This window comes from Caldisericum sp., from assembly GCA_022759145.1.
GTDB lineage: Bacteria > Caldisericota > Caldisericia > Caldisericales > Caldisericaceae > Caldisericum.
Genome location: JAEMPV010000126.1, coordinates 1 through 21,416, shown reverse-complemented (window position 1 = coordinate 21,416; position 21,416 = coordinate 1). Strand labels below are relative to the sequence as shown.

The 21,416-nt window shown below is 38.8% G+C and carries 23 protein-coding genes; 18 read left to right on the top strand and 5 right to left on the bottom strand.

The window, feature by feature from the left end:
* Positions 1–432: 432 nt before the first annotated feature.
* Both mnmG and gpmA read left to right on the top strand, forming a co-directional pair.
* The gene (gene mnmG / locus JHC30_07175; protein MCI4463929.1) at positions 433–2,316 is read left to right on the top strand and encodes a tRNA uridine-5-carboxymethylaminomethyl(34) synthesis enzyme MnmG; all 1,884 of its coding nucleotides are present in this window, start codon (positions 433–435) and stop codon (positions 2,314–2,316) included.
* Complete coding sequence (gene gpmA, locus JHC30_07170) at positions 2,309–3,061, top strand: 2,3-diphosphoglycerate-dependent phosphoglycerate mutase (protein MCI4463928.1); 753 nt, start codon at positions 2,309–2,311, stop codon at positions 3,059–3,061. Before mnmG ends, gpmA begins: the two co-directional genes overlap by 8 nt.
* A gap of 341 nt (positions 3,062–3,402) precedes the next feature.
* Here gpmA and lpdA read toward each other — a convergent pair whose 3' ends face one another.
* Positions 3,403–4,794: a dihydrolipoyl dehydrogenase gene (gene lpdA / locus JHC30_07165; GenBank protein ID MCI4463927.1), complete on the bottom strand. Its 1,392-nt coding sequence runs from the start codon at positions 4,792–4,794 to the stop codon at positions 3,403–3,405.
* An 87-nt stretch (positions 4,795–4,881) separates the two neighbouring features.
* A complete protein-coding gene (locus JHC30_07160; GenBank protein ID MCI4463926.1) occupies positions 4,882–5,220 on the bottom strand; it encodes a carboxymuconolactone decarboxylase family protein in 339 nt (112 codons plus the stop codon).
* 426 nt (positions 5,221–5,646) lie between these two features.
* On the opposite strand from JHC30_07160, the gene JHC30_07155 reads away from it, so the two are divergent.
* Genes JHC30_07155 through JHC30_07090 form a run of 14 tightly spaced genes read left to right on the top strand, consistent with a single transcriptional unit; the run spans position 5,647 to position 16,747 of the window.
* Entirely contained in the window at positions 5,647–6,153 is a 507-nt protein-coding gene (locus JHC30_07155; protein MCI4463925.1) for a Na+/H+ antiporter subunit E, read from the top strand.
* The gene (locus JHC30_07150; protein MCI4463924.1) at positions 6,150–6,407 is read left to right on the top strand and encodes a cation:proton antiporter; all 258 of its coding nucleotides are present in this window, start codon (positions 6,150–6,152) and stop codon (positions 6,405–6,407) included. The genes JHC30_07155 and JHC30_07150 overlap by 4 nt, the downstream gene beginning before the upstream one ends.
* 1 nt (position 6,408) lies before the next feature.
* Positions 6,409–6,744: a Na+/H+ antiporter subunit G gene (locus tag JHC30_07145; protein MCI4463923.1), complete on the top strand. Its 336-nt coding sequence runs from the start codon at positions 6,409–6,411 to the stop codon at positions 6,742–6,744.
* Positions 6,741–6,998, top strand: a complete 258-nt coding sequence (locus JHC30_07140) for a DUF4040 domain-containing protein (protein MCI4463922.1) — start codon at positions 6,741–6,743, stop codon at positions 6,996–6,998. The genes JHC30_07145 and JHC30_07140 overlap by 4 nt, the downstream gene beginning before the upstream one ends.
* On the top strand, positions 6,991–7,695 hold the full coding sequence (locus tag JHC30_07135; GenBank protein ID MCI4463921.1) for a Na(+)/H(+) antiporter subunit B: 705 nt from the start codon (positions 6,991–6,993) through the stop codon (positions 7,693–7,695). The genes JHC30_07140 and JHC30_07135 overlap by 8 nt, the downstream gene beginning before the upstream one ends.
* A complete protein-coding gene (locus tag JHC30_07130) occupies positions 7,692–8,033 on the top strand; it encodes an NADH-quinone oxidoreductase subunit K (GenBank protein MCI4463920.1) in 342 nt (113 codons plus the stop codon). The genes JHC30_07135 and JHC30_07130 overlap by 4 nt, the downstream gene beginning before the upstream one ends.
* Positions 8,027–9,508 carry a hypothetical protein gene (locus JHC30_07125; GenBank protein MCI4463919.1) on the top strand — a complete coding sequence of 494 codons (1,482 nt, stop codon included), beginning with the start codon at positions 8,027–8,029 and terminating at the stop codon, positions 9,506–9,508. Before JHC30_07130 ends, JHC30_07125 begins: the two co-directional genes overlap by 7 nt.
* Complete coding sequence (locus JHC30_07120) at positions 9,505–11,388, top strand: hypothetical protein (GenBank protein MCI4463918.1); 1,884 nt, start codon at positions 9,505–9,507, stop codon at positions 11,386–11,388. Before JHC30_07125 ends, JHC30_07120 begins: the two co-directional genes overlap by 4 nt.
* A complete protein-coding gene (locus JHC30_07115; protein MCI4463917.1) occupies positions 11,382–12,275 on the top strand; it encodes an NADH-quinone oxidoreductase subunit H in 894 nt (297 codons plus the stop codon). Before JHC30_07120 ends, JHC30_07115 begins: the two co-directional genes overlap by 7 nt.
* Positions 12,275–12,796: an NADH-quinone oxidoreductase subunit NuoB gene (nuoB, locus tag JHC30_07110; protein ID MCI4463916.1), complete on the top strand. Its 522-nt coding sequence runs from the start codon at positions 12,275–12,277 to the stop codon at positions 12,794–12,796. The genes JHC30_07115 and nuoB overlap by 1 nt, the downstream gene beginning before the upstream one ends.
* The gene (locus tag JHC30_07105; GenBank protein MCI4463915.1) at positions 12,790–13,263 is read left to right on the top strand and encodes an NADH-quinone oxidoreductase subunit C; all 474 of its coding nucleotides are present in this window, start codon (positions 12,790–12,792) and stop codon (positions 13,261–13,263) included. Before nuoB ends, JHC30_07105 begins: the two co-directional genes overlap by 7 nt.
* Positions 13,256–14,356, top strand: coding sequence for an NADH-quinone oxidoreductase subunit D (locus JHC30_07100; protein ID MCI4463914.1), 1,101 nt, complete (start codon positions 13,256–13,258; stop codon positions 14,354–14,356). The genes JHC30_07105 and JHC30_07100 overlap by 8 nt, the downstream gene beginning before the upstream one ends.
* Before the next feature lie 8 nt (positions 14,357–14,364).
* Positions 14,365–16,197 carry an FAD-dependent oxidoreductase gene (locus tag JHC30_07095; GenBank protein ID MCI4463913.1) on the top strand — a complete coding sequence of 611 codons (1,833 nt, stop codon included), beginning with the start codon at positions 14,365–14,367 and terminating at the stop codon, positions 16,195–16,197.
* Positions 16,190–16,747, top strand: a complete 558-nt coding sequence (locus JHC30_07090) for a hypothetical protein (protein ID MCI4463912.1) — start codon at positions 16,190–16,192, stop codon at positions 16,745–16,747. Before JHC30_07095 ends, JHC30_07090 begins: the two co-directional genes overlap by 8 nt.
* 263 nt (positions 16,748–17,010) lie before the next feature.
* Here JHC30_07090 and JHC30_07085 read toward each other — a convergent pair whose 3' ends face one another.
* The 3 genes from JHC30_07085 to JHC30_07075 all read right to left on the bottom strand — a co-directional run bounded on the left by JHC30_07085 (position 17,011) and on the right by JHC30_07075 (position 18,313).
* A complete protein-coding gene (locus JHC30_07085; protein MCI4463911.1) occupies positions 17,011–17,289 on the bottom strand; it encodes a type II toxin-antitoxin system RelE/ParE family toxin in 279 nt (92 codons plus the stop codon).
* Entirely contained in the window at positions 17,243–17,551 is a 309-nt protein-coding gene (locus tag JHC30_07080) for a hypothetical protein (protein ID MCI4463910.1), read from the bottom strand. The genes JHC30_07085 and JHC30_07080 overlap by 47 nt, the downstream gene beginning before the upstream one ends.
* Before the next feature lie 342 nt (positions 17,552–17,893).
* The gene (locus JHC30_07075; GenBank protein ID MCI4463909.1) at positions 17,894–18,313 is read right to left on the bottom strand and encodes a 23S rRNA (pseudouridine(1915)-N(3))-methyltransferase RlmH; all 420 of its coding nucleotides are present in this window, start codon (positions 18,311–18,313) and stop codon (positions 17,894–17,896) included.
* A gap of 44 nt (positions 18,314–18,357) precedes the next feature.
* On the opposite strand from JHC30_07075, the gene folP reads away from it, so the two are divergent.
* Entirely contained in the window at positions 18,358–19,545 is a 1,188-nt protein-coding gene (folP, locus tag JHC30_07070; GenBank protein ID MCI4463908.1) for a dihydropteroate synthase, read from the top strand.
* A 13-nt stretch (positions 19,546–19,558) separates the two neighbouring features.
* Positions 19,559–21,385: a DUF2207 domain-containing protein gene (locus JHC30_07065; GenBank protein MCI4463907.1), complete on the top strand. Its 1,827-nt coding sequence runs from the start codon at positions 19,559–19,561 to the stop codon at positions 21,383–21,385.
* Positions 21,386–21,416 lie beyond the last annotated feature (31 nt).

Here is a 21,416-nt window from a genome sequence, read left to right as displayed (position 1 = left end):
GTCTGTTCACCTCCTCGATATAAGGAGGAGACCCCTCAGAACGGCATTTCGGGGTGACAGAGGGAACAGAGGAGACCCCTCGTCACTTCGTTCCTCGGGGTGACATAATGGGAAGGGGAAAATACCCCCTTCCCAACTAACCCCGAAAGACAAGAGCATAATAATAAAAAGTCATTTCGAACGCCTTATGTGAGAAATCTCCTCAGTTCAATCGAAAGGAGAAACTGACCCATTTCGAACCGACACAAAGTGTCGTCCCGAACGCCTTTTGTGAGGGATCCCCACCTTACCCCGGTAAGACTTTAAATTCATTCAGGGGAGTTTTGAGGGAGCGCTTTTTAACCCCCTCAACAGGTTGAGGAGGGGGCTTTTGCCTTTTCCAATGATTCACCTTCTATTAAAAAGAGCGAAAATTTGTGTATAATATAGTCTATGATGAAAGAAAAATATTATGGAGTAATTGTTGTTGGCGGTGGACATGCAGGCGTTGAGGCATCACTTGCCTCAGCGAGGATGGGCGTTCCAACTCTTATTATTACTATTGACAATGATAGTATTGGCTGGATGCCATGCAATCCTGCTATTGGTGGTCCTGGAAAGTCGCAGGTCGTAAGAGAAATCGATGCCCTTGGCGGTGCGATGGCAATGACAACCGACGAGACGCTCACACAAATTAAGATGTTAAACACATCTCGTGGTCCTGCGGTGTGGAGTTTAAGAGCACAGGCTGATAAGTGGGCATACTCAAGAAGGATGAAAGAGCGCCTCGAACACCAGCCAAATCTTCACCTTAGACAGGGGCTTGTTGAAAAATTAATCATAGAAAATGGCAGGGTAAGGGGTGTGCAGGTCGCAGATGGAAGCATCTTTTATGCTGATGCTGTAGTTCTTACAACGGGCACATATCTAAGAGGGCGTATTTATATATCCCACTGGTCGATGGAAGCAGGAAGGTGGGTTAAACCTCCATCAAATGCACTTTCAGACCAACTTAAAGAACTTGGCTTTAAGATGTCACGATTTAATACAGGCACAACACCACGAGTTGATAAAAGGTCGATAGACTTAAGCAAGTTTGAAGTCGAAACTGGAGACTTCGTGCCACTCCACTTCTCGTTCTGGAACAAGCCAAAAGTCTATGAAAACCAGATTCCTTCCTATCTTGGATGGACAAACGAGAAAACCGTTGAAGTTACAAGAAAGTATATGCACCTATCTCCATCTGTTGCAGGGATTATGGTAAGGACTGGTCCAAGAACATGCCCTTCGATGGAAGAGAAGGTAAGATGGTTCCCTGATAAAACAAGGCACCAATTTTTCCTTGAGCCAGAAGGATTTAATACAAATGAGATGTATATGCAAGGGATGTATATGTCGATGCCCTATGATATGCAACTTGAAGTTTTGAGGACGATTCCAGGGCTTGAAAATGTCGAGATAATAAGACCTGCCTATGTTATCGATTATGACTACATAGTCCCAACACAACTAAACTTGACATACGAAACAAAACTCATTGAAGGGCTTTTTATCGCAGGACAACCCAACGGGACAACTGGCTATGACGAAGCAGCAGGGCAAGGGCTTCTTGCAGGCATTAACGCAGCGCTCAAAGTTCAGGGCAAACAGCCTTTTATACTTCGAAGAAATGAAGCATATCTCGGGGTTATGACTGATGATCTCCTCACAAAAGAACTGTTTGAGCCGTACAGAATTACACCATCGCACTGCGAATACAGGCAAATTTTAAGACAGGACAACGCAGACCTAAGGCTTACAAGAAAAGGATACGAGATTGGCGTTGTTGAAGAGTGGAAATACAGGATGTTCGAAGAAAAAGAGCGAAAAATTGAAGAGGTAAGACAAATCCTTGAATCAACAACCATTTACCCAAACAAAGATAATGTAGAGAAGTTAAAAGAACTTGATGTAAAAGAAATTAGAGAGCCCTTGACACTCTTTGATCTTCTAAAAAGGCAGGACTTTACAAAGGATACTCTAAAGAAACTTGACTCAAGATTTGCAGATATTGATGATGAAGTCCTTATGGAGATAGAAATCGAAGCAAAATATGCTGGATATATCCAGCGTGAGATGAACAAGGCAAAGGAATTCTTGAGATTTGAAAACTTCGAAATTCCAGAGGATATCGATTATAATTTGGTGCCATCACTTTCAAAAGAGGCAAGGGTAAGATTTTCGGAAATAAGACCAAAGTCAATAGGACAGGCAATGAGAATAACTGGTGTAAGACCATCTGACATACAGATGCTTATTATGTATTTAAAAGAAAGGAAGGGAAATGCTAATGTATAAACTTGTATTATTGAGACACGGTGAAAGCGAATGGAACAAAGAAAACAGGTTTACCGGGTGGACTGATGTTGATTTGTCCGAAAGAGGCGTTGAAGAGGCGCATTTTGCAGCAAAACTGCTTAAGGACCAGGGCTATGTTTTTGATGTTGCCTTTACTTCGGTTTTGAAGAGGGCAATTAAAACATTGTGGATTGTGCTTGAGGATATGGACTTAATGTGGATTCCAGAGTACAAACACTGGAGACTAAACGAAAGACATTACGGTGCACTTCAAGGCTTAAACAAGGCAGAGATGGCAAAAAAATATGGAGAAGAACAGGTGCTTTTGTGGAGAAGGTCATACGATGTTCCGCCTCCACCACTTGACAAAGACGACCCTCGCAACCCTCGCTTTGACCCAAAGTATAAAGATTTGAAAGACGATGAAATTCCCCTTTCAGAATCACTTAAGGACACTTTAAATAGAGTGCTTCCCTATTACCACTCAACCATCGCACCTATGATAAAAGAAGGTAAAAGAGTGATTGTAGCAGCACATGGAAATTCATTAAGGGCACTTGTTAAGTACCTTGATAATATAAGCGATGAAGAAATTCCGCACCTCAACATCCCAACGGGTATTCCTCTTGTTTATGAACTTGACGAAAACCTTAAAGCAATAAATCATTATTACCTTGCAGACGAAAAGACTCTTCAAGAAGCAATAGAAAGAGTTAAGAATCAGATAAAAGAAGACCCAAAGTAGGGATTATTAATAATTGTATAGCATAGGAGGAGGCGTTAGAGCCTCCTTTTTTATGTTTTTTTGGTGGAGTTTTGAGGGGGACTTTTCCCTCCTCCATTGATTGTCATTCCGAGGGCTTTAGCCCGAGGAATCTCCTATTCAATCGAAAGGGGAAACTGACCCCTTTCGAACTTTCCCCAGAAAAACAAAAATCATTTTCTTGGTCGGTCATTCCGAACGAAGTGAGGAATCTCCTCCGTTGAATCGAAGGGGTTAAAAGACCCCCTTCGAGCTTCCCCCAAAGGCATAAAGTCGTTTTCGGGTAGAGTTTGAGGAGGGTCAGTTCCCCTCCCCAATTATTTTTATCTTCTTACAACAATATGAACTGCCTCGCCCAATGGTACCTTTACTGCTTCCATTACCGCTTCTGGAAGTGTTGGATGTGTGTGAATCGTATCGGCAACATCTTTAAGTGTAAGTTTATTTTTAATAGCAAGTGCAAGTTCTGCAATCATAACAGATGCTTCAGGTCCTACTATTTGAGCACCGACTATTTCTTTTGTATCACTCTTTGCAACTACTTTCACTGTTCCATCTGTTGCATTCATTGAAACTGCCTTACCATTTGCAGTAAATGGAAATTCTCCAGTAACAACATCAATGCCCTGAGCCTTTGCTTCCTCTTCTGTGAAGCCTACAGATGCAATTTCTGGAGTTGTAAATATTGCCCACGGAACAACTCTATAGTCCATCTTTGTATTATGTTCTGCAATAACTTCAGCAACAACCTCTCCCTCTTTCATTGCCTTATGTGCAAGAAGAAGCCCGCCAACGACATCACCAATTGCATAATGATGAGGGACATTTGTCTCAAGGTATTCGTTTACAACAATTCTTCCTCTGTCTGTTTGTATGCCAACTTTTTCAAGCCCAATATTGTCTGAGTTAAGCTTTCTTCCAATTGATACAAGGACTTTCTCAGTTTCAAGCACTTCACCATTTCCTAATGTAAGGTATACTTTCCCGTCTTTTGCATCAATACTTTCGATCTTTACCCCTAACTTAAATTCGATTCCCTTTTTCTGATATATACGCTGGATTAAGGTTGTGAGTTTTCTATCTTTAAGTGTGGGGACAACTGTTTCCATCATTTCAACGATTGTTACTTTTGTCCCAAATGAGTTAAAGAATGTTGCAAACTCCATACCAATTGCACCTGCACCCACAATAACCATCTCTTTTGGGTACTGGGTAAGTTCAAGTGCATCATCCGAGGTAAGGACATTTATATGGTCGATCTTGAATGCAGGAATCATTGCAGGCTCAGAGCCTGTTGCGATAACTATATCCTTTCCTTTATAAACTTCTTTTCCTTGTGGTGTTTCAACTTCAACGGTATTTCCGTCAATAAGGTATCCTTTTCCGTATTTAATCTGCACTTTTCTTGATTTAAGAAGGAAATCAACTCCAGAAACAAGTTTTTTAACAACATTCTCTTTCCAGGCTTTTATGCCATTCGGGTCGTAGGAAACATCACCAATATTAATGCCAAATATTTTTGACTCGTGAGATTCTCTGTATATGTCCGCTGCCTTTAAGATTGCTTTTGTTGGAATGCAACCTCTATTCAGACAGGTTCCACCAAGAACTCTATTTTCTACAATAAGGACTTTTTTGCCAAGATCTGCAAGCCTAATTGCAGATACATATCCTGCCGAACCCGACCCAATTACAATTACATCAAACTCTTCCATTTTTCACCTCCATCAAATTATACAGAAAAACGGAGGGGCTTGCCCTCCGTTTTTAAATTCAACTACTAAACTAAATTTTAATTAATCCTACTTTGCGCCAAATTGCTCACATGCATCAAGGACTAATCTAATGTAAGCAATGGATGGACCGCCGCCCATAAGTCCTGCAACAAAAGATGCTTCCATGATTTCCTGTCTTGTTGCTCCTGCTTCAATTGCGTTTTTTACATGAAGTGCAATGCAATAAGCACAGTGTGCTGCAATACCAAGAGCGATAGAAATAAGTTCTTTTTCCTTTGTTGTGAGCGCTCCTGGCTTTTCTGCTTCTTTAATGAGATTCATTACAGCATCAAGGTAACCCTTGTCAACCTCACCAATCTGTTGTGCAGTTTTCATAAAGTCTGCAACCATTTGTTTTGCATCCATACTATACCTCCTTAATCTTAATTAAATTTATTTTTGATGTCTTCTCCTTATGGAGAAGACCAGTAAAATTGTCTAACATTTTGCTAAGCGTATCATTTATTTGTGCTAAAAAACACCAATACATGTAAGTATTCATATTTATCGCCTCATATTTACATCTATATTATATATCATTTTTGCAATTTTGCAATACTTATAGAGTAAAATTTCACTAATATCATTATGAAATTATCAATATGCTTTAAAAGACATTTTATCGGCAGTGTAATAACAAATAGTTGACTATCAAAATTGCAAAGAGTATATTTTCATAGACACTTTTTATGTTTCACAATTTCACAAAAGGTAATGCGTTAACTTGACTAAGATAAAAAAAATTTTAAAATATTCAAAGTAGGCGTAAAATTAGGTGAAAGGTGGTGAAAAATGGAAAAAGCAAACTATCTAAGTAGGGTAATCTTTGAAACGATTGTTTTGTTCCTTACTTGGATTCTCCTTACAGAAAGCCTTGCAACCTCTGAACTTGTTTTTGGATTACTTATTGCGGTTATCATTTCTCTTGGAACGGCTAACCTTTTTACAGAACATGGTCTTGCACATCTTCATCCAAAAAGGCTTTTCTATCTTATTATTTACATTCCTTACTACATTTATCAGGTGATCAAGGCAAATGTTCAAGTGGTAATTATTGTGTTGAGTCCATCTCTTCCAATCAAGCCTGGTATTGTTAAGGTGAAAACTAATTTGAAGACTGATGTTGGTAAACTTGCACTTGCAAACTCTATTACACTTACACCAGGAACAATAACTATGGAAATTGAGGGAGAGGATGTGTATGTTCACTGGATTAAGGTGGACGATGAGTCAGTTGAAGGTGCTACACAAAGTATCGTCTCACCTTTTGAAAAATTCTTAAAGGAGATCTTCCAATGAAAACTGTAGACTTGGTTTATCTTGCGCTTCTTACTATTGCAACGATTCTTATGGTCTATCGTCTTGTAAAGGGACCCGATACCCCAAATAGAGTAATGGCACTTGATACCATTACTACTCTTTTTATTGCTCTTTTTGTCCTTTTTGCGCTCGTCTTTGATAGGTCCTTTTATATGGATGTTGCAGTAGTGTATGCTATTATTTCCTTCGTTGGAGTCCTTGTTGTTGCAAGATTCATTGAAAGGGGGCTTTAGTATGGGCATAAATATTATTATAGGTTATATTCTTATGTTCATTGGAGCCTTCTTCTTTTTGGCGTCCGCGATAGGTCTTGTAAGACTCCCTGATCTATACACAAGGATGCAGGCTGCAACAAAGGCAACTACACTTGGCGCAATTTCATCAATTTTAGGTATCGGGCTAATGAAGGAAGAAATTCTTGTTAAGTCTATAATCCTTGCTGTGTTTATTTTTCTTACAGCCCCCATTTCAGGCTCTGCTCTCATCAGGGCTTCTTATAAGGCAAAGTCACCTTTGACTGACAAAACTGTTGTTGACAGGCTTAAAGAGAAAGAAGGTGAAACAAAATGAGTATCTATGTCTTGATATTCTCATATATTTTGCTTGCTCTTACGATCATTCTTTCCCTTCTTGCAATTCATGTGAAGGACCTTATTGCTGCGGTAATACTTATGGGTGGTGGCAGTTTGCTTGTTTCTCTTGTGTTCTTGCTCCTTCAGGCACCCGATGTTGCAATGTCTGAGGCTGCAATTGGCGCTGCGTTAACTATGGCAATTTATATCATTGCAGTGAAGAAAACTGAGCGGGAGGATAAAGATGATTAGAAAAATAGTTTACGGGATTTTTATCCTCATAATTATTGCTGCAGTGAGTATGTTTTTGATGTCCTATCCGTTTGGCTCTGACAAGATGGATGTTGGCAAGTACTATCTTGAAAACACTGTCCCACAGACGGGTGCTGCAAATGTAGTTACATCAGTTACCCTTTTCTACAGAGGCTTTGATACGCTTGGAGAAGTAACAGTTCTTTTCACGGCTGCACTGGGTGTTTCTATCCTCTACTTTATCGAGGATAAGAAGAGAAAAACAAGAATAGTTGAGTCAAACTTTGTAACAAAAGTGGGCACTCGTGTTGTTTTCCCGTTTATATTGCTTGTAGGTGCCTATATATTTATGCATGGACACTTAACACCAGGTGGAGGTTTCCAGGGTGGTGCTCTCATTGCAACGGGATTCCTTTTGCTTTACCTTGCATATGAAGAAACTTCAATTAACAGAGCGAAATTCTATCTTGTTGAAGGACTTGGTGGACTCACCTATGTTACTATGGGGTTGCTTGGTTACTTTATGAAGGACTCCTTCCTTGCAAATGTTTTACCAAATGGACAACTCTTTAACCTTCTTTCTGGTGGAATTATCCTCCCTATCTACATAGGCGTAGGGCTTAAGGTTGGCTCAGAACTATCCAATATTATTGATGACCTTATGTGTGAAGTAAAGTGCGATGGAGGTGAGGAATGATATTCTATGTTTCCGCACTCCTTATTATTGGCATAGGGATTTATGCAATTATTATTAAGAAGAATCTTATGAAGATAATTATCGGTCTTGACCTCATTGAAACGGGCATAAATCTTTTGATTGTTTCGATTGGTTATATAAACGGAAAAACTGCGCCTATATTCTCAGAGGGCGTTATGGATGCAAGTCGAATGGTTGATTCTGTTCCTCAGGCATTAACACTTACTTCCATTGTAATCGGTGCATCTGAACTTGCTCTTGCTGCGGCATTTGTCGTGCTTCTCTACAGGAAGTACGGCACATTGGATGTTAGAAAGATAAGGAGTCTAAGATGGTGAACCTTGGAAATCCAACATTGCTTGTAGTTTTACCCCTTTTCTTTGCGTTTTTATCAATTATTATTTCTCCATTTGCAAAGAAGGTTATTAAGTTTGTGCCCCTTGTTGTTAGCGCAATTAATCTTATTGTAATTTACTTTATTGGCTTGAAGGTAACATCCGGCCAAATTGTTATTGGTGGGACAGCAGGGCTTATGCCACCATATTCAATAAACCTTGCTGTTGATAAATTTAACTTTGTGATTGTCCTGCTTGTAAATGTGCTTGGGCTTCTCATTTCTTTCTACAATATTTTCTATGTAAAAGAAGAGCCTGTTGACAAGTTCCACATACTCTTTACCCTTCTTATAATGTCTGCAAGCTGGATATCTGTAACAGGAGACCTTTTTAATGTGTTTGTTGCATTTGAGGTATTGTCGCTTTCATCCTTTGGTCTTGTTGGTTTTATGAGGAATTCTGATGCAATTGAGGCAGGCTTCAAATATGTAGTCCTTGGTATCCTTGCAGGTTCGTTTATTCTTATTGGTGTTGTTCTTGTTTATACAATGACAGGGACGCTTAATATGGCTCACATTGCAGATAAACTTCAAACTATTTCACCACTTCAAAAACTCATACCCTTTATCTTTATATTCTTTGGACTTGCTGTTGAAGGTGCTTTATTCCCGGTTAACTCCTGGCTTCCAGATGCACACCCAGCAGCGCCATCTGGGGTATCTGCGATGCTTTCAGGTATCGTAACAACAACTGCAATATATGTGATTATTAGAGTTATCATAACGGTATTTAATTATTCTGCATTTATTCCATACCTCTTCATAATTGCACTCCTCACGCTTGCTTTTGGAGAAATTGCTGCATTCTATCAGAAAGACTTAAAGAGAATGCTTGCGTACTCTACAATTGGGCAAACTGGTCTTTTTGTGCTTGCATTCTCCGTTGGAACCGAGGCATCAATTTCTGCATCCCTTTCACAGATGATTAATCACTCTGTCTCAAAGGCAATCCTCTTCTTAACGGCAGGTATAATGATCGAAGCGGCTAAATCAAGAAATATTGATGACCTTAAAGGCTTTGGTAGAAAGAATATATTAACTTCTGTTGTCTTTGTTTTTGCTGCACTTTCTCTTATTGGTGTTCCACCATTCTTTGGCTTCTTTACAAAGTTTGCTATACTGCAAGCACTTTTGGACTTCCCGGGCTTTTTAGGGTACTTTGCATTCGGTTTAGTCCTCATTATGGCTATTGTTGAAGGCGTCTATTTCTACAGGGTATTTAGAGTTTTATTTGCACCTATTGATAAGGAATTTGAAAAAGTTAATGATTGGCTTGTCGTTGCGCCGTTTATCCTTGTCCTCATACTTGTCCTTATGAGCAGCAAGCCTATGTATGTTCTTAACTTTACTTCAACAGTTGCAAATCAACTTGTTCAAAGGACGATTTATCTCACCTCAGTTTTAGGAGGTATGAAATGAACTTCTCACTTTTGATGATTTTACTTACACCGTTCTTTGGTGGGCTCCTTGCATATGCAGCCTCAGCACTACATAAAAGTGTAAGGAATATATTCTTCCTTATCTTTATGCTCATTCCTTTTGTTGAATTGCCTGTGTATCTAAACAAAACCGTCGATAATTTCTATTACTTAACAATCCTTGGTCAGAATCTTTCGCTTGGAATAAATCCACTTTCAAGCATGATGCTCCTTCTTTTTACTCTCATATTCTTCCTGTCGTCAATCTTCATGATGTTCGAATTTAATGATAGAGGAGAAGAAGGTGACCTTGCAGTCCTCGAACTTTCATTCCTTGAAGGTGCTGTCTTTGGTGTGCTTTTAGCAAGAGACATTCTTACATTCTTTATCTTCTTTGAACTTATGGCAGTACTTGTGTTCTTCCTTGTTGGAAAAGGATACAAAGAGGCTCATACTGCGCAGATGAAGTATATAACCTGGGCACTTATTGGTGCAAACTCCATGCTTGCTGCAATTGTTTTGTTGCTTTTCAAGGCAGGAAACATTGGTTATACGGAGATTGCAGGTTATCTTTCAACAGCACCAACTTCAATAGTAATAGTTACTTTTATCCTTTTTGCGATAGGGTTCTTAATTGAAGCATCAATTATGCCTTTCCATGTGTGGACTCCAATTACCTATGCAGAAGCACCTGATTCAGTTTCGGTTGTCCTTGCATCGGTTGTTAAGAAGGTCGGTCTTTACCTTTTTGCACTATTTGCATTTTCGCTATTTGGTTTGAATTTATTCTCCAAATTATTGCCGCAGGTTCTTAATAATTCTCTTGTTATGTATATACTTCAGTGGATTGGTGCACTCACAATTATTATCGGTACCTTTATCGCAATAGTCCAAGAAGATGCAAAGAAGATACTTGCATGGTCTTCTGTTGCGCAGAGTGGCTATATTCTTCTTGGGCTTTCTTTGGGAACTCCACTTGGAGTTGCAGGTGGGCTTCTTCACATAATTAACCACTCGATATTTAAAGGGCTTCTCTTCTTTGTCGTGGGTGGAGTAATTTACAGGACAGGAACAAAAAATCTCCCTGAATTAGGCGGTCTCATTAAAAAGATGCCCGTCTCTTTTATATCAATGCTTCTTGGCATCATTGCAGTTGCAGGTATTCCACCGCTAAACGGCTTTAACTCAAAGTATTTAATATACGAAGCGCTAATACAAAAGAAAGAGCCAATACTTTTAACGATTGCACTTCTTGGCGGGACAGGTTCATTTATGTATGTTTACAGGCTTATACACTCAATTTTCTTAGGGCAACTTCACGAAGAGCATGAAAGTGTTAAAGAAGTTCCACTTCTTATGCAGATACCAATGATTGTCCTTTCATTGCTTGCACTTCTCTTTGGTGTTCTTCCTGGAATTCCTATGTACTTTGTTTCGAAGGCTGAGGCATTCCTTGGGTTTGACCCTATAAAATATAATCTTACAGGATTCCCAGAGCAACCAGGTCTTCATGCAGTAAATGTCTCTGTTATATCGATTACATTTGTTGCAGGGCTTGTGGTTGCAGGACTTTTATTCTACCTTCTTCCAAGGGCAAGAAAAGTCCATCAACTTGATAACTACTATGCAGGAGAAGTCCTCACAAAAGATGATAAATACAATTACAGTTTTGGTTTTTACAGTTTCTTTGACGATATCATTGCGCCTTTCAACAAATGGAGTGTTGAGAGCGTTTATGAAAGTTTCGTTGGGTTTATAAAGACTGCAGGTGATTACTTGAGGAGGGTTTATACCGGTAATCTTGAAACATATGTAAGTTTCGGGGTTATATTACTTGTGATATTCTCCCTCATTTACATTTTAGGAGGTATCCTATGGTAAAGGAAATACTTACCCTGATTTTTACGCCGATTTTGGCGTTTTTTGTTGGCATTTTCCTTTTGGGCTTCAAGAGGAAGATGGTTGCACGCATTCACAGGCGTTATGGACCTCCCTTGCACCAGCCACTACTTGATATTATTAAACTTCTCTCGAAGAAAGAGAACATCTCTCATGGCGTTATGTTTGACCTTGGACCTGTAATGTATGTAGGCGCTGCAATTCTAACAGTTTTGTTCCTACCGATTCCTGGGTTTAAACAACTTACCCCATTTGGCGATCTTATTGCTTTCCTTTACATTATGGTAATTGGTTCCCTTGGAATGGCGCTTGGTGCAGGCGAATCTGGGAACCCCAACGCCTCAATTGGTATAGCAAGGGCGTTAACCCTTATGCTCGGGTATGAACTTCCCTTGATTATTGCTGGAAATACACTTGTTATTAAATATGGGACAACAGACCTTTACAAGTTTATGACCCTTCAGTCTGGTTTCCATTGGAATTTATTCTTACTTCCGTTAACTGCAATTGCTGGTTTCATTGCAACATACGGAGCAATGGGAGAACATCCTTTTGATGTTGTTGTTGCACCGCAGGAAGTTGCAACAGGTCCAATGGTTGAATACGGTGGAAAGCATCTTGGTCTTCTTATGATAGGAATGGCAATCTCAACCTACATTGAAACAGGATTTTTTGTAATTCTTTTCCTTGGTGGTGGAGCAAATATCCTTACATTCATTTTGAAGCAACTCGGAGTTATTATCGTTATGACACTTTTTGATACAGTATTCCCCAGGTTCAGAATTGAAAATGCGGTAAGGTATTTCTGGAGATGGCCAACTTTAATTGCGCTTGTTGGGCTTTTGATTGTTTATATAGGAGGTAAGTAATGGAATTACAGGAAACATTAGAAGAAGGTTATGTTGAAATACTTGACCACTTAAGGAAACGTTCGTTATGGATGTTACAATATTGTACCGCATGTGGTGCAATGGAAATTCCCCCAACGATTACCTCTCGATTTGATGCCGAGCGATTTGGTATAGCGCCTTTTGTTACTTCAAGACAAAGTGATATTCTTCTTGTAACTGGATATGTTAACATAAAAACACTTAGGAGGCTTATAACAGTTTATGAACAAATGCTTCCTCCCAAGTATGTCATTGGTTTTGGTTCGTGCACGATAAACGGTGGTATTTACTGGGATTCGTACGCAATAGTAAAGAGACTTGACCTTTATTTGCCTGTTGATGTTTATATTGCAGGGTGCATGCCAACGCCAATGGCAGTCCTCGAAGGTTTCAGAACTCTTATGAAACTTATCGATGAAGGAAAGGCAAATGGATGGAAAAAGTATCAGGAAAACTATGAGTATTACAAGGAAAACCAAAGGAAGGTGCTCAAATGGTAGAGGAAATTAAGAGAGTAGTTGTTGGTGAGGTTGTTGAAAAGCGACCACAGAGGATTATCGTAAAGGTAGAAAAAGAAAATTTTGCATCTACTTTGAATGCTTTAAAAGCCCTTTCTTTTAATAGGCTAAATCTGTTAACGGCTGTTGATTTTATAAAGGAGAACCAGTTTGAAATTGTTGCGCTTGTATATTCAGATGAGAAAAAGGTTATGACTATAGTTAAGACAAGAATCCCTCGTGACAATCCTGAGATTGAAACGCTTATTCATATCTATCCTAATGCCTTTAAATACGAAGTTGAATTAGGAGAAATGTTTGGGATAAGGGTAATCGGTAATCCTGACTCGATGAAACCTTTTGTGCTTGAAGGCTGGGGCGACCTTCCGCCACTGCGTAAGGACTTTGATTCTATCAAATACGCAACCGAGCATTACGAATCGAGAAATGTGGAGGTAAAATATGATTAGGGAATATGAACTGAATATAGGTCCAAACCACCCAGGAATACATGGTAACTTCCAGGTCCATTTGAAATTGGAAGGAGATACGATTGTTGAAGCAAAAGGTAATTCTGGATATCTCCACAGGGCATTTGAAAAATTAATGGAGCAAAGGACTTACCTCCAGAACCTTGCACTTATCCCAAGAGTGTGTGTTCCTGAACCTGACATAAATGAAGCAACCTATGCAATGGCAATTGAAGAGTTAATGGGTGTCGAAATTCCGGAAAGAGCAAAGTTCATAAGAACAATTGTTCTTGAAGCAGCCCGTTCGATGGCTTTACTCTTACACTTTGGTGGAACAGCAGCAATGATCGGTAATTACACTGTTAACTACTGGGCAGTTGCAGACAGAGATTTAATGATCGATATTTTCCTAAAATTGTCAGGTGCAAGGGTATATCATATGTATATCTGGCCAGGCGGAGTAAGAAGAGATACCTATCCAGGATTTGAAGATGATGTTCTTGGCTGGGTAAAGTATATGAAAGAAAGACTTTCCGAGTATGATAACCTGTTCTTCAAGAATCCTATGTTTATGCACAGGGCAAGAGGACTTGCGAAGATATCAAAGGAAGAGGCACTTCAAATGGGTGTTACAGGACCAAACCTAAAGGCAACGGGTGTTAAAGTTGATGTGAGGCTTGACGAGCCATATGCTGCATATCCTTATCTCGATTTTGATGTGCCAGTTTTGGATGATGGAGATGCCTGGGCAAGAGAAATCCAGAGAAGACTTGAACTTGAACTTTCGCTCAACCTTATTGAACAAGCCGTGAAGAAAATGCCAAAGGGTGAGGTATGGAAAAAAATGCCAAACCCGTTCAAGTGGGTCATTCCAGAAGGAGAGGCTTATGCAAGGGTTGAGTCTTCAAGAGGCGAATATGGATACTACTTTGTTTCCGACGGGACTGACAAGCCTTACAGGGTTGCAATTAGGGGGGTTTCGATGCCACATATGTATCCTCTTGCTGAGAAATTACTTGTAGGGCAAAAACTATCTGATGCACCTTTTATCTTAGAGACACTTGATATATGTCCGCCAGAGATTGATAGATGAGGTGAGGTATGGAAAGCAAAGAATATTTTGAAAAAACAAGTTTCATAGGGGCTTTGAGTTCTACAAAATACATATTTAAAAAGCCTGTTACGGTTCAGTATCCTAAGGAAAAACTTGAACTTCCTGAAAGATATAGAGGTTTCCATGTAAACGATATGGACAAGTGTATTGGTTGTGGAAACTGTATGAGCATTTGTCCGTGCCAGGCTATCACGATGGACGACCCAAAGGAGTTTCATCTTGTTACTCCAAAAGAGGGTTCAACGCATTTAAGACCCCGAATTGACTATGGAAGATGTTCTTACTGCGGGCTCTGTGTTGAGGTATGTCCAACTGGATCCCTTAAGATGGAAAGAAACCTCATATTTACCTCACAAGATGGCGATGCATTTGTCTGGTTCCCTGCAGAGGAAAGAAGAAAGGCTGAAAACGGATTTACCCAGTCTAACGAGATTACACCTCTTGAGCTTGAAAAAGTTCCTATGCCCGAGCTTGAGCCCGATGTAAGAAAGAAGACCTTTGAAGAACTTATACTTGGCTTCTCAGAGGAGCAAGCAATCAAAGAAGCAGAGCGTTGCCTTGGTTGCGGTATTTGTATGCAAGGTTGCCCTGCCCATATGAAGATCCCAGAATATATAGATGCGATTTTCAAGAAGGAATATGAAATATCAGTGAAGTACATGCTTGAGGATAACGCGCTTCCTGGAATATGCGGAAGGATATGCACTCACAAATGCCAGGATGACTGTGTCTATAATTACCGTGGAGATGCAATTCAGATTATGTGGTTAAAGAGGTTTGCAACTGATCAGGTAAAGGATTACAAGGTATCCGACCCGTATATGTTCCCTAAGAGTGGAAAGAAGGTTGCAGTTATAGGTTCTGGACCATCTGGACTATCAGCAGCGTATTACCTAACTCTTATGGGGCACTCAGTTACAGTATTTGAAAAACGATCTGTTCCAGGTGGAGCTTTAGGGCTTGGAATTCCAATGTATAGACTTCCTGTTTATGAAATTGAAAAAGAAGTTGGTCACCTTAAAGACCTTGGCGTAGAATTCAAATTTAATACAGAAGTTGGAAAAGATGTCCTGTTCGAAGACCTTATGAAGAATTATGATGCAGTGTATATTGGCGTAGGACTTTCCTATGGAAGGGCAATCAATCTCAACGGCGAAGACACCCCTTACATAATTCAGGCCATTGATTTCTTAAGGCAGGTAAAGGTCGAGGGAAGAAGAGATATCCCCAAGAAGGTAATTGTTATTGGTGGTGGAAATGTTGCAATGGATGTTGCAAGGACTGTTGTGAGACTTCACGAGATTAACTATGGTGGAGTTGATACAAAAGTTCAGACAGTTTCTCTGGAAGATTGGGACATTATGCCCGCATCAAAAGAAGAAATTGAAGGCGCACTTGAGGAAGGCGTTGTATTCAACCCAGGATGGGGCCCGAAAGAGGCTGTATTTGAGGATGGCAAACTAAAAGGTCTCATTGTGAAAAAAGTTAAATCCGTGTTTGATGAGCAAAGGCGCTTCAACCCGTCTTATTATGAAGACCAGACTATGTTCCTTGAGGGAGACTACATCATCGAAGCAGTAGGTCAGGCAACTAACCTCACTTTCATACCTGAACACCTTATGCAACAACTCAAATTTACACCAAGGAGAAGAATCTGGGTTGATGAATTTGGTGAAACATCGATATCTGGCGTATTTGCAGGTGGAGACCTTGTTGAAACATCTCTTGGAAATGCAATTTCTGCGATTGCAAACGGACACAGGGCAGCAATTGGCATTGACTTCTATTTGAGGAATGTCAAGGGAGGAAAAAATGATTGACCTAAAGGATAAAATAACTTTTGGCGAACCAGTTCTTGATAGGTTTTTTAACGGATATTCGCCATCTGAATACCTCCTTGTTAGGTTTGCAAATAAAGTCGGATTTATTACTGTTTCAAATCTATTTACAGTTGTAACGAAGACTCTTGTCCCAAATGCAACAGAAAGAATGCTCTCAAAGGCAGAAGATATTTGGATAAAGGATATCCAGGATGAGATGTTTGTGTACTCTATGAACGGTTTTTCCAGGGTTACAAAAATCGTAAGAAGAAGAATCTATGAACCAGTTTATAGAGTAAGAACGGAGACAAAAGAAACCTTTGTCTCAAAGAGTCATAAGTTTGTTAAGATTGAGGATAGCGAAGAATTGTTGGTAAATGCCTCTTCCCTTAAAGAAGGAGATAAGTTGTATACATATGCTCCTTCATCTCCAAGAATTGAAAGTGTTTTAGAAGTAAAAGAAATAAAGCCTGATTTCTTGCATGTCTACGGGGTTCTCGCAGAGGACTTCGGTGCATTTGTAAACGGAATCTTCGGGAAATCGTACTAAAAATTGAGGAGGGGAGAATCCCCTCCTCAAAACTCCAACCAAAAAGAATAAACGGCGGAGATGCCTTGCTTCGCTCGGCATGACTCAATAAAAGTCTCTTTTTTTGGGTTAGTTGGGAAGGGGTCTTTTGCCCCTTCCCAATATGTGTCACCCCGAGGAGCAAAGCGACGAGGGGTCTCATCCTTTAATAAGGCTACATACTTTAATATTGTTGAGAGTTAGTCTTGTCTAGGAAATTTAAGAGGTTTTTGAAACTTCTTTATTCATTTCCTGTAGGCATCGCCTCTTGGAAGGACCTCAATAATAAAAATCTCTTTTAAGTTGTAATTCATACTGAATATTATTCTGTAATCACAAATCCTAAGTCTCAAAAGACCTTTATATTTTCCTTTTAGTAATTTTATATCAGGTTTGGGCTCATCTTCGCCATCATAATATCTAACCATGCTTATTATGGCGGAATCAATTTTTTCCTTTAAATTCTCGCTATATTTCTCAAGATGCTTTTTTGCGGTTTTTGTCCACTTTATCGTCCAACTCATAAGATTCTGCAACCTCAAGATCTTCTTCTTTTAACGAATCCAAAACTTTGGTAATTTCTTCATTTTCTTTATCATCGCATTCTAAAACAGATGACATTATCTTAAAGTAAGTAGTGTTGTATCCTTCCTCTTTAAGCATTTTTATTATGGATTCCTCGATAATCTTACTAATGCTTTTCCCTTTAATCACTTCAAGTCTTTTAAGCATTTCCCATAATTTTGGGTTTATCATTATGTTATGTCTTTCTCTAACTTCATTCATATGTACCTCCTTGTGTAATTACACTCTTACACATTAATATTATATGTGTAATTATAATTCTGTCAAACGATATTGAATTAGTGCTACATTGGACAAAGCATATTATTAAACTCCACCTGAAAAATTTTAAGTCTCTTTTGGGGGGAAGGGCGGAGATCCCTCACAAAAGACGTTTGGGACGACACTTCGTGTCGGTTCTGAATGGGGTCTTTTAACCCCTTCGATTGAGTGAGGGGGTGCTGTTTACCCCTTCAAATTTTGGAGATTTCTCACTTCGTTCGAAATGACCTACCGCAGGAATGTTGAGGAGATGCCTTTTAACAATCAATTTTGAATGTTTATTTACTTATGATATTTCTCGTTATTTATTATCGTAAATGCTCTGTAGATTTGCTCAAGAAGCATTACTCTTGCAATTTCATGTGGGAGCGTGAGCCTTGAAAGGCTTAAGATGTAGTCTCCTTTTTCTTTTACCTCTTTTGGAAGCCCCGTTGCCCCACCTATAAAAAACGCAATATCTTTGCTCTGGTGTGTTAGCAATTTTTGTAAGAATTGAGCAAGTTCAACAGATGTAAGTTCGTTACCTTTTTCATCGAGAATTATATTGAAGTTTTCTTTTGAAAGGAGTTTAGGCAATTTTTCCTCTGTTACCTCAATTATTTCAATAGGTATGTAGTATTTTATCCTTTCAAGATAGTCTGCAACTCCCAGTTTGTTGTATTCTTTTTTCAATTTATCAACTGCAAATATCTTTATTTTCATATTTCAAGTATAATTAAATAGAAAAATAAAGGAAGGAGATTTGCGTGATTTTAAGGAAGATTGATTTTTCTTACTTAGAAAAAGAACTAACAAATGTCCAGGTCGACAGGGCAGTTTATAACCTGTTTAAAGAAAAGAGCGAAATCCTCCTTTTTAAATTGTACGACCTCGATGCAAGAGGGGCAAATATCCTCAAGCAGGAATTTTTAAGTGCTGGTGGAGATGTTGCGCTTTCAAGAGATGTTGCAAGTTTCAGAGTGGAGAAAACCGATGCAATTCTTATTGGTACAAGAAAAGTTTATATGAGAGTACTTGAAAAACTTGCACTAATGCCATATTTTGGATTGAAGGAAGTCAAAATAGTCCTTGAAAAATATCTTCCAAAAGTGAGTTTGCCTGTTTTCAATATTAGGGGTCATATTTTCGACTTTAATGCCGACAAGTTTGTAATGGGTATTCTTAATGTTACTCCCGATTCATTCTCTGATGGTGGAAAGTTTTACGACATTGATAGCGCCTTAAAGCATGCAGAAGAAATGATTAAAGAGGGTGCAGACATAATTGATGTTGGCGGAGAATCAACACGACCATATGCTGAAAGTGTCTCTGTTGATGAGGAATTGAGGCGTGTTGTCCCGGTAATCGAGGCTATAAGAAAGGAATTTCAAGATATACCAATTTCTATCGATACCTACAAATCGAAAGTTGCAGAGGAAGCCATTAATGCAGGTGCAGATATTATTAATGACATTAGTGGATTGAGGTTTGATCCTTTGATGATTGATATTGCAAAGAAATTTGATGTGCCAGTTGTTGTTATGCATATAAAAGGCACACCCAAAGATATGCAAAAGAACCCTGAGTATAAAGACTTAATGAGAGAGTTGCTTGAATATTTTGAGAGTAGGATAAACTTCCTGAATTCAGTTTCCATTAACAAAATAATTATTGACCCTGGGATTGGCTTTGGGAAAACATTTGAGCACAACCTTGAAATCCTTAATAAACTTAATGAATTTACTATTTTTAATCTTCCAATACTTGTTGGTCTTTCAAGAAAATCGTTTATTGGGTATGTCCTTGACGGGCGTCCACCCGAAGATAGACTCTACGGAACAATTGCATCGAATATGGTAGCACTTATGAAGGGGGCTTCTATTTTAAGAGTCCACGATGTTTTGCAGCATAAAGATGCAATAAGGATGTTTAAAGCAATTACAAGCAAGGGGTAATTAGGAGGGAAAAATGAAAAAATATCTTATCATGTCTTTGTTGCTTTTCCTATTTTTCTTTTCATCTGTTTCTTCTGTTTCTGCAAAAGATTATTACTTTCCAAAGGTAACTATCACAATTCACATTAACGATGATGGAACTTTTGATGTAGAAGAGCTAAGAACCTACAAATTTTATGGTTCATTCCACTGGGCTACATATACACTTGACAAATCTGGTTTCGATGAAATTGAAGACTTCACGATAGGCGATGAAACTGGTCCATACAAAAGAACGTACACAGAAACGAATACACCAGGCACATTTATTTTTCTAGATCTAGGAGATAAGTACTATGCAAAATTCTTTTATGATGCCTCTGATACAACAAAAACATTTACAATCAAGTACAGAGTAATTGGAGGCATAAAGGTATACAAGGATGTTGCTGATTTCTACTGGAAGTTAATTGGCACAGGCTGGGATAAGAAAACTTCGGATTTTGAAGGCTTTGTGTATCTTCCACAACCAGTTCAAAATGAAGATGACCTAAAAGTCTTCGGGCATGGACCTTTAAATGGTATTGTTGAAAGAATTGATGGAACTGGTGCCCATTATAAGGTAACAAATGTTCCTCCAAATACCTATATTGAAGCAAGAGTGTTATTCCCGCCAAGTGTTCTTCCAAAAGCAGGAGCTTTTGTTATTCCAGAAGAAAAACTCAATCAAATTATGCAGGAAGAACTTACCTATGCAAAGAAATCGGATGAAATTAAGTCACTAACAAAGACTGGTGTTACAGGATTATTCTTACTCTGGATTTCGTTCTTTGCCTTTTACCTCTTCCTCTTTTTTACCTTTGGCAAAGAACCAACACCTCAAAGAGAAATAATCTACACAAGAGAGATACCAGAAGACATTCCTCCTGCAATTGTTGGTTACCTTACAAAATTTAACAAACAAATTGATGACCGGGACTTAGCTGCAACAATCCTTTACCTTGTAAAGAAGGGATATATCGCACTTGAGACAAAAGATGAAGAAAGGAACTATATTATATTTGATAAAACAGAGCCTGTCACATATTTTTACAAGACAGACAAAGACCCTTCAACTTTATCAGGTCACCTTGCATTTGCCTATGATTTTCTTTTTAACGTAATTGGGGAAGGCAAAAATTTCGTTTCAACAGATATGATTAAAAAATTTGCAAAACTGAAAAGTCATACTGCGTATAATATGTTCCAGATTTTTGAGCGTAATGTTAATAAAGATGGAAGTTCAATGGGCTATTTTGAAAATAGAGTTGTAGTTATATCTATTTATATTGCTGTTCTGTTTTTAGTTTCTGTTATTTCATTTGTCACTGTAAAGAGAATAGGAATAACATTGGCTTATCCACTTGTATGGTTACTTATAGGTATATCCGTTTTACTTGCCGTTACCTTACAAAAACGTACTCAGAAAGGCGCAGAGGCGTTTGCAGAATGGATGGGACTCAAGAGGTTTCTTAACGACTTTTCAAATCTTAAAGAGTATGTGCCTACATCTATTGTCATTTGGGAAGATTATCTTATTTATGCAACAACTTTTGGTATTGCACAAAATGTGCTTAAGTACCTTAACATGAACATCGATAAGATACCACAGGAAGAATGGCAAAGAAGTTATATATTCTCAGCAGCATTGACTCCAAGTGGTACTATTAATACTTCTTCGTTAAATGCATTTCATAATTCTTTGAGTAGTGCTTTTTCTACGTTAGGATCTTCTACTAAATCCTCCTCAACTGGTTCTGGTGGAGGATTTTCTTCTGGGGGAGGGGGAGGAGGTGGAGGTTCAGGTGGAGGAGCAGGCTAAACACAGGGTTTTTATCGCAATTGGTTCAAAC

Bases quoted from the DNA above. Each gene is read 5' to 3' on its own strand.
- JHC30_07100 (MCI4463914.1), top strand. From the start codon at position 13,256: ATGATTAGGGAATATGAACTGAATATAGGTCCAAACCACCCAGGAATA.
- JHC30_07135 (MCI4463921.1), top strand. From the start codon at position 6,991: ATGATTAGAAAAATAGTTTACGGGATTTTTATCCTCATAATTATTGCT.
- JHC30_07090 (MCI4463912.1), top strand. From the start codon at position 16,190: ATGATTGACCTAAAGGATAAAATAACTTTTGGCGAACCAGTTCTTGAT.
- lpdA (MCI4463927.1), bottom strand. From the start codon at position 4,794: ATGGAAGAGTTTGATGTAATTGTAATTGGGTCGGGTTCGGCAGGATAT.
- JHC30_07130 (MCI4463920.1), top strand. From the start codon at position 7,692: ATGATATTCTATGTTTCCGCACTCCTTATTATTGGCATAGGGATTTAT.
- JHC30_07085 (MCI4463911.1), bottom strand. From the start codon at position 17,289: ATGAGTTGGACGATAAAGTGGACAAAAACCGCAAAAAAGCATCTTGAG.
- JHC30_07160 (MCI4463926.1), bottom strand. From the start codon at position 5,220: ATGGATGCAAAACAAATGGTTGCAGACTTTATGAAAACTGCACAACAG.
- JHC30_07080 (MCI4463910.1), bottom strand. From the start codon at position 17,551: ATGAATGAAGTTAGAGAAAGACATAACATAATGATAAACCCAAAATTA.
- nuoB (MCI4463916.1), top strand. From the start codon at position 12,275: ATGGAATTACAGGAAACATTAGAAGAAGGTTATGTTGAAATACTTGAC.
- JHC30_07075 (MCI4463909.1), bottom strand. From the start codon at position 18,313: ATGAAAATAAAGATATTTGCAGTTGATAAATTGAAAAAAGAATACAAC.
- JHC30_07105 (MCI4463915.1), top strand. From the start codon at position 12,790: ATGGTAGAGGAAATTAAGAGAGTAGTTGTTGGTGAGGTTGTTGAAAAG.
- JHC30_07125 (MCI4463919.1), top strand. From the start codon at position 8,027: ATGGTGAACCTTGGAAATCCAACATTGCTTGTAGTTTTACCCCTTTTC.
- JHC30_07095 (MCI4463913.1), top strand. From the start codon at position 14,365: ATGGAAAGCAAAGAATATTTTGAAAAAACAAGTTTCATAGGGGCTTTG.
- JHC30_07145 (MCI4463923.1), top strand. From the start codon at position 6,409: ATGGGCATAAATATTATTATAGGTTATATTCTTATGTTCATTGGAGCC.
- gpmA (MCI4463928.1), top strand. From the start codon at position 2,309: ATGTATAAACTTGTATTATTGAGACACGGTGAAAGCGAATGGAACAAA.
- JHC30_07120 (MCI4463918.1), top strand. From the start codon at position 9,505: ATGAACTTCTCACTTTTGATGATTTTACTTACACCGTTCTTTGGTGGG.
- JHC30_07155 (MCI4463925.1), top strand. From the start codon at position 5,647: ATGGAAAAAGCAAACTATCTAAGTAGGGTAATCTTTGAAACGATTGTT.
- JHC30_07115 (MCI4463917.1), top strand. From the start codon at position 11,382: ATGGTAAAGGAAATACTTACCCTGATTTTTACGCCGATTTTGGCGTTT.
- JHC30_07140 (MCI4463922.1), top strand. From the start codon at position 6,741: ATGAGTATCTATGTCTTGATATTCTCATATATTTTGCTTGCTCTTACG.
- JHC30_07065 (MCI4463907.1), top strand. From the start codon at position 19,559: ATGAAAAAATATCTTATCATGTCTTTGTTGCTTTTCCTATTTTTCTTT.
- JHC30_07150 (MCI4463924.1), top strand. From the start codon at position 6,150: ATGAAAACTGTAGACTTGGTTTATCTTGCGCTTCTTACTATTGCAACG.
- mnmG (MCI4463929.1), top strand. From the start codon at position 433: ATGATGAAAGAAAAATATTATGGAGTAATTGTTGTTGGCGGTGGACAT.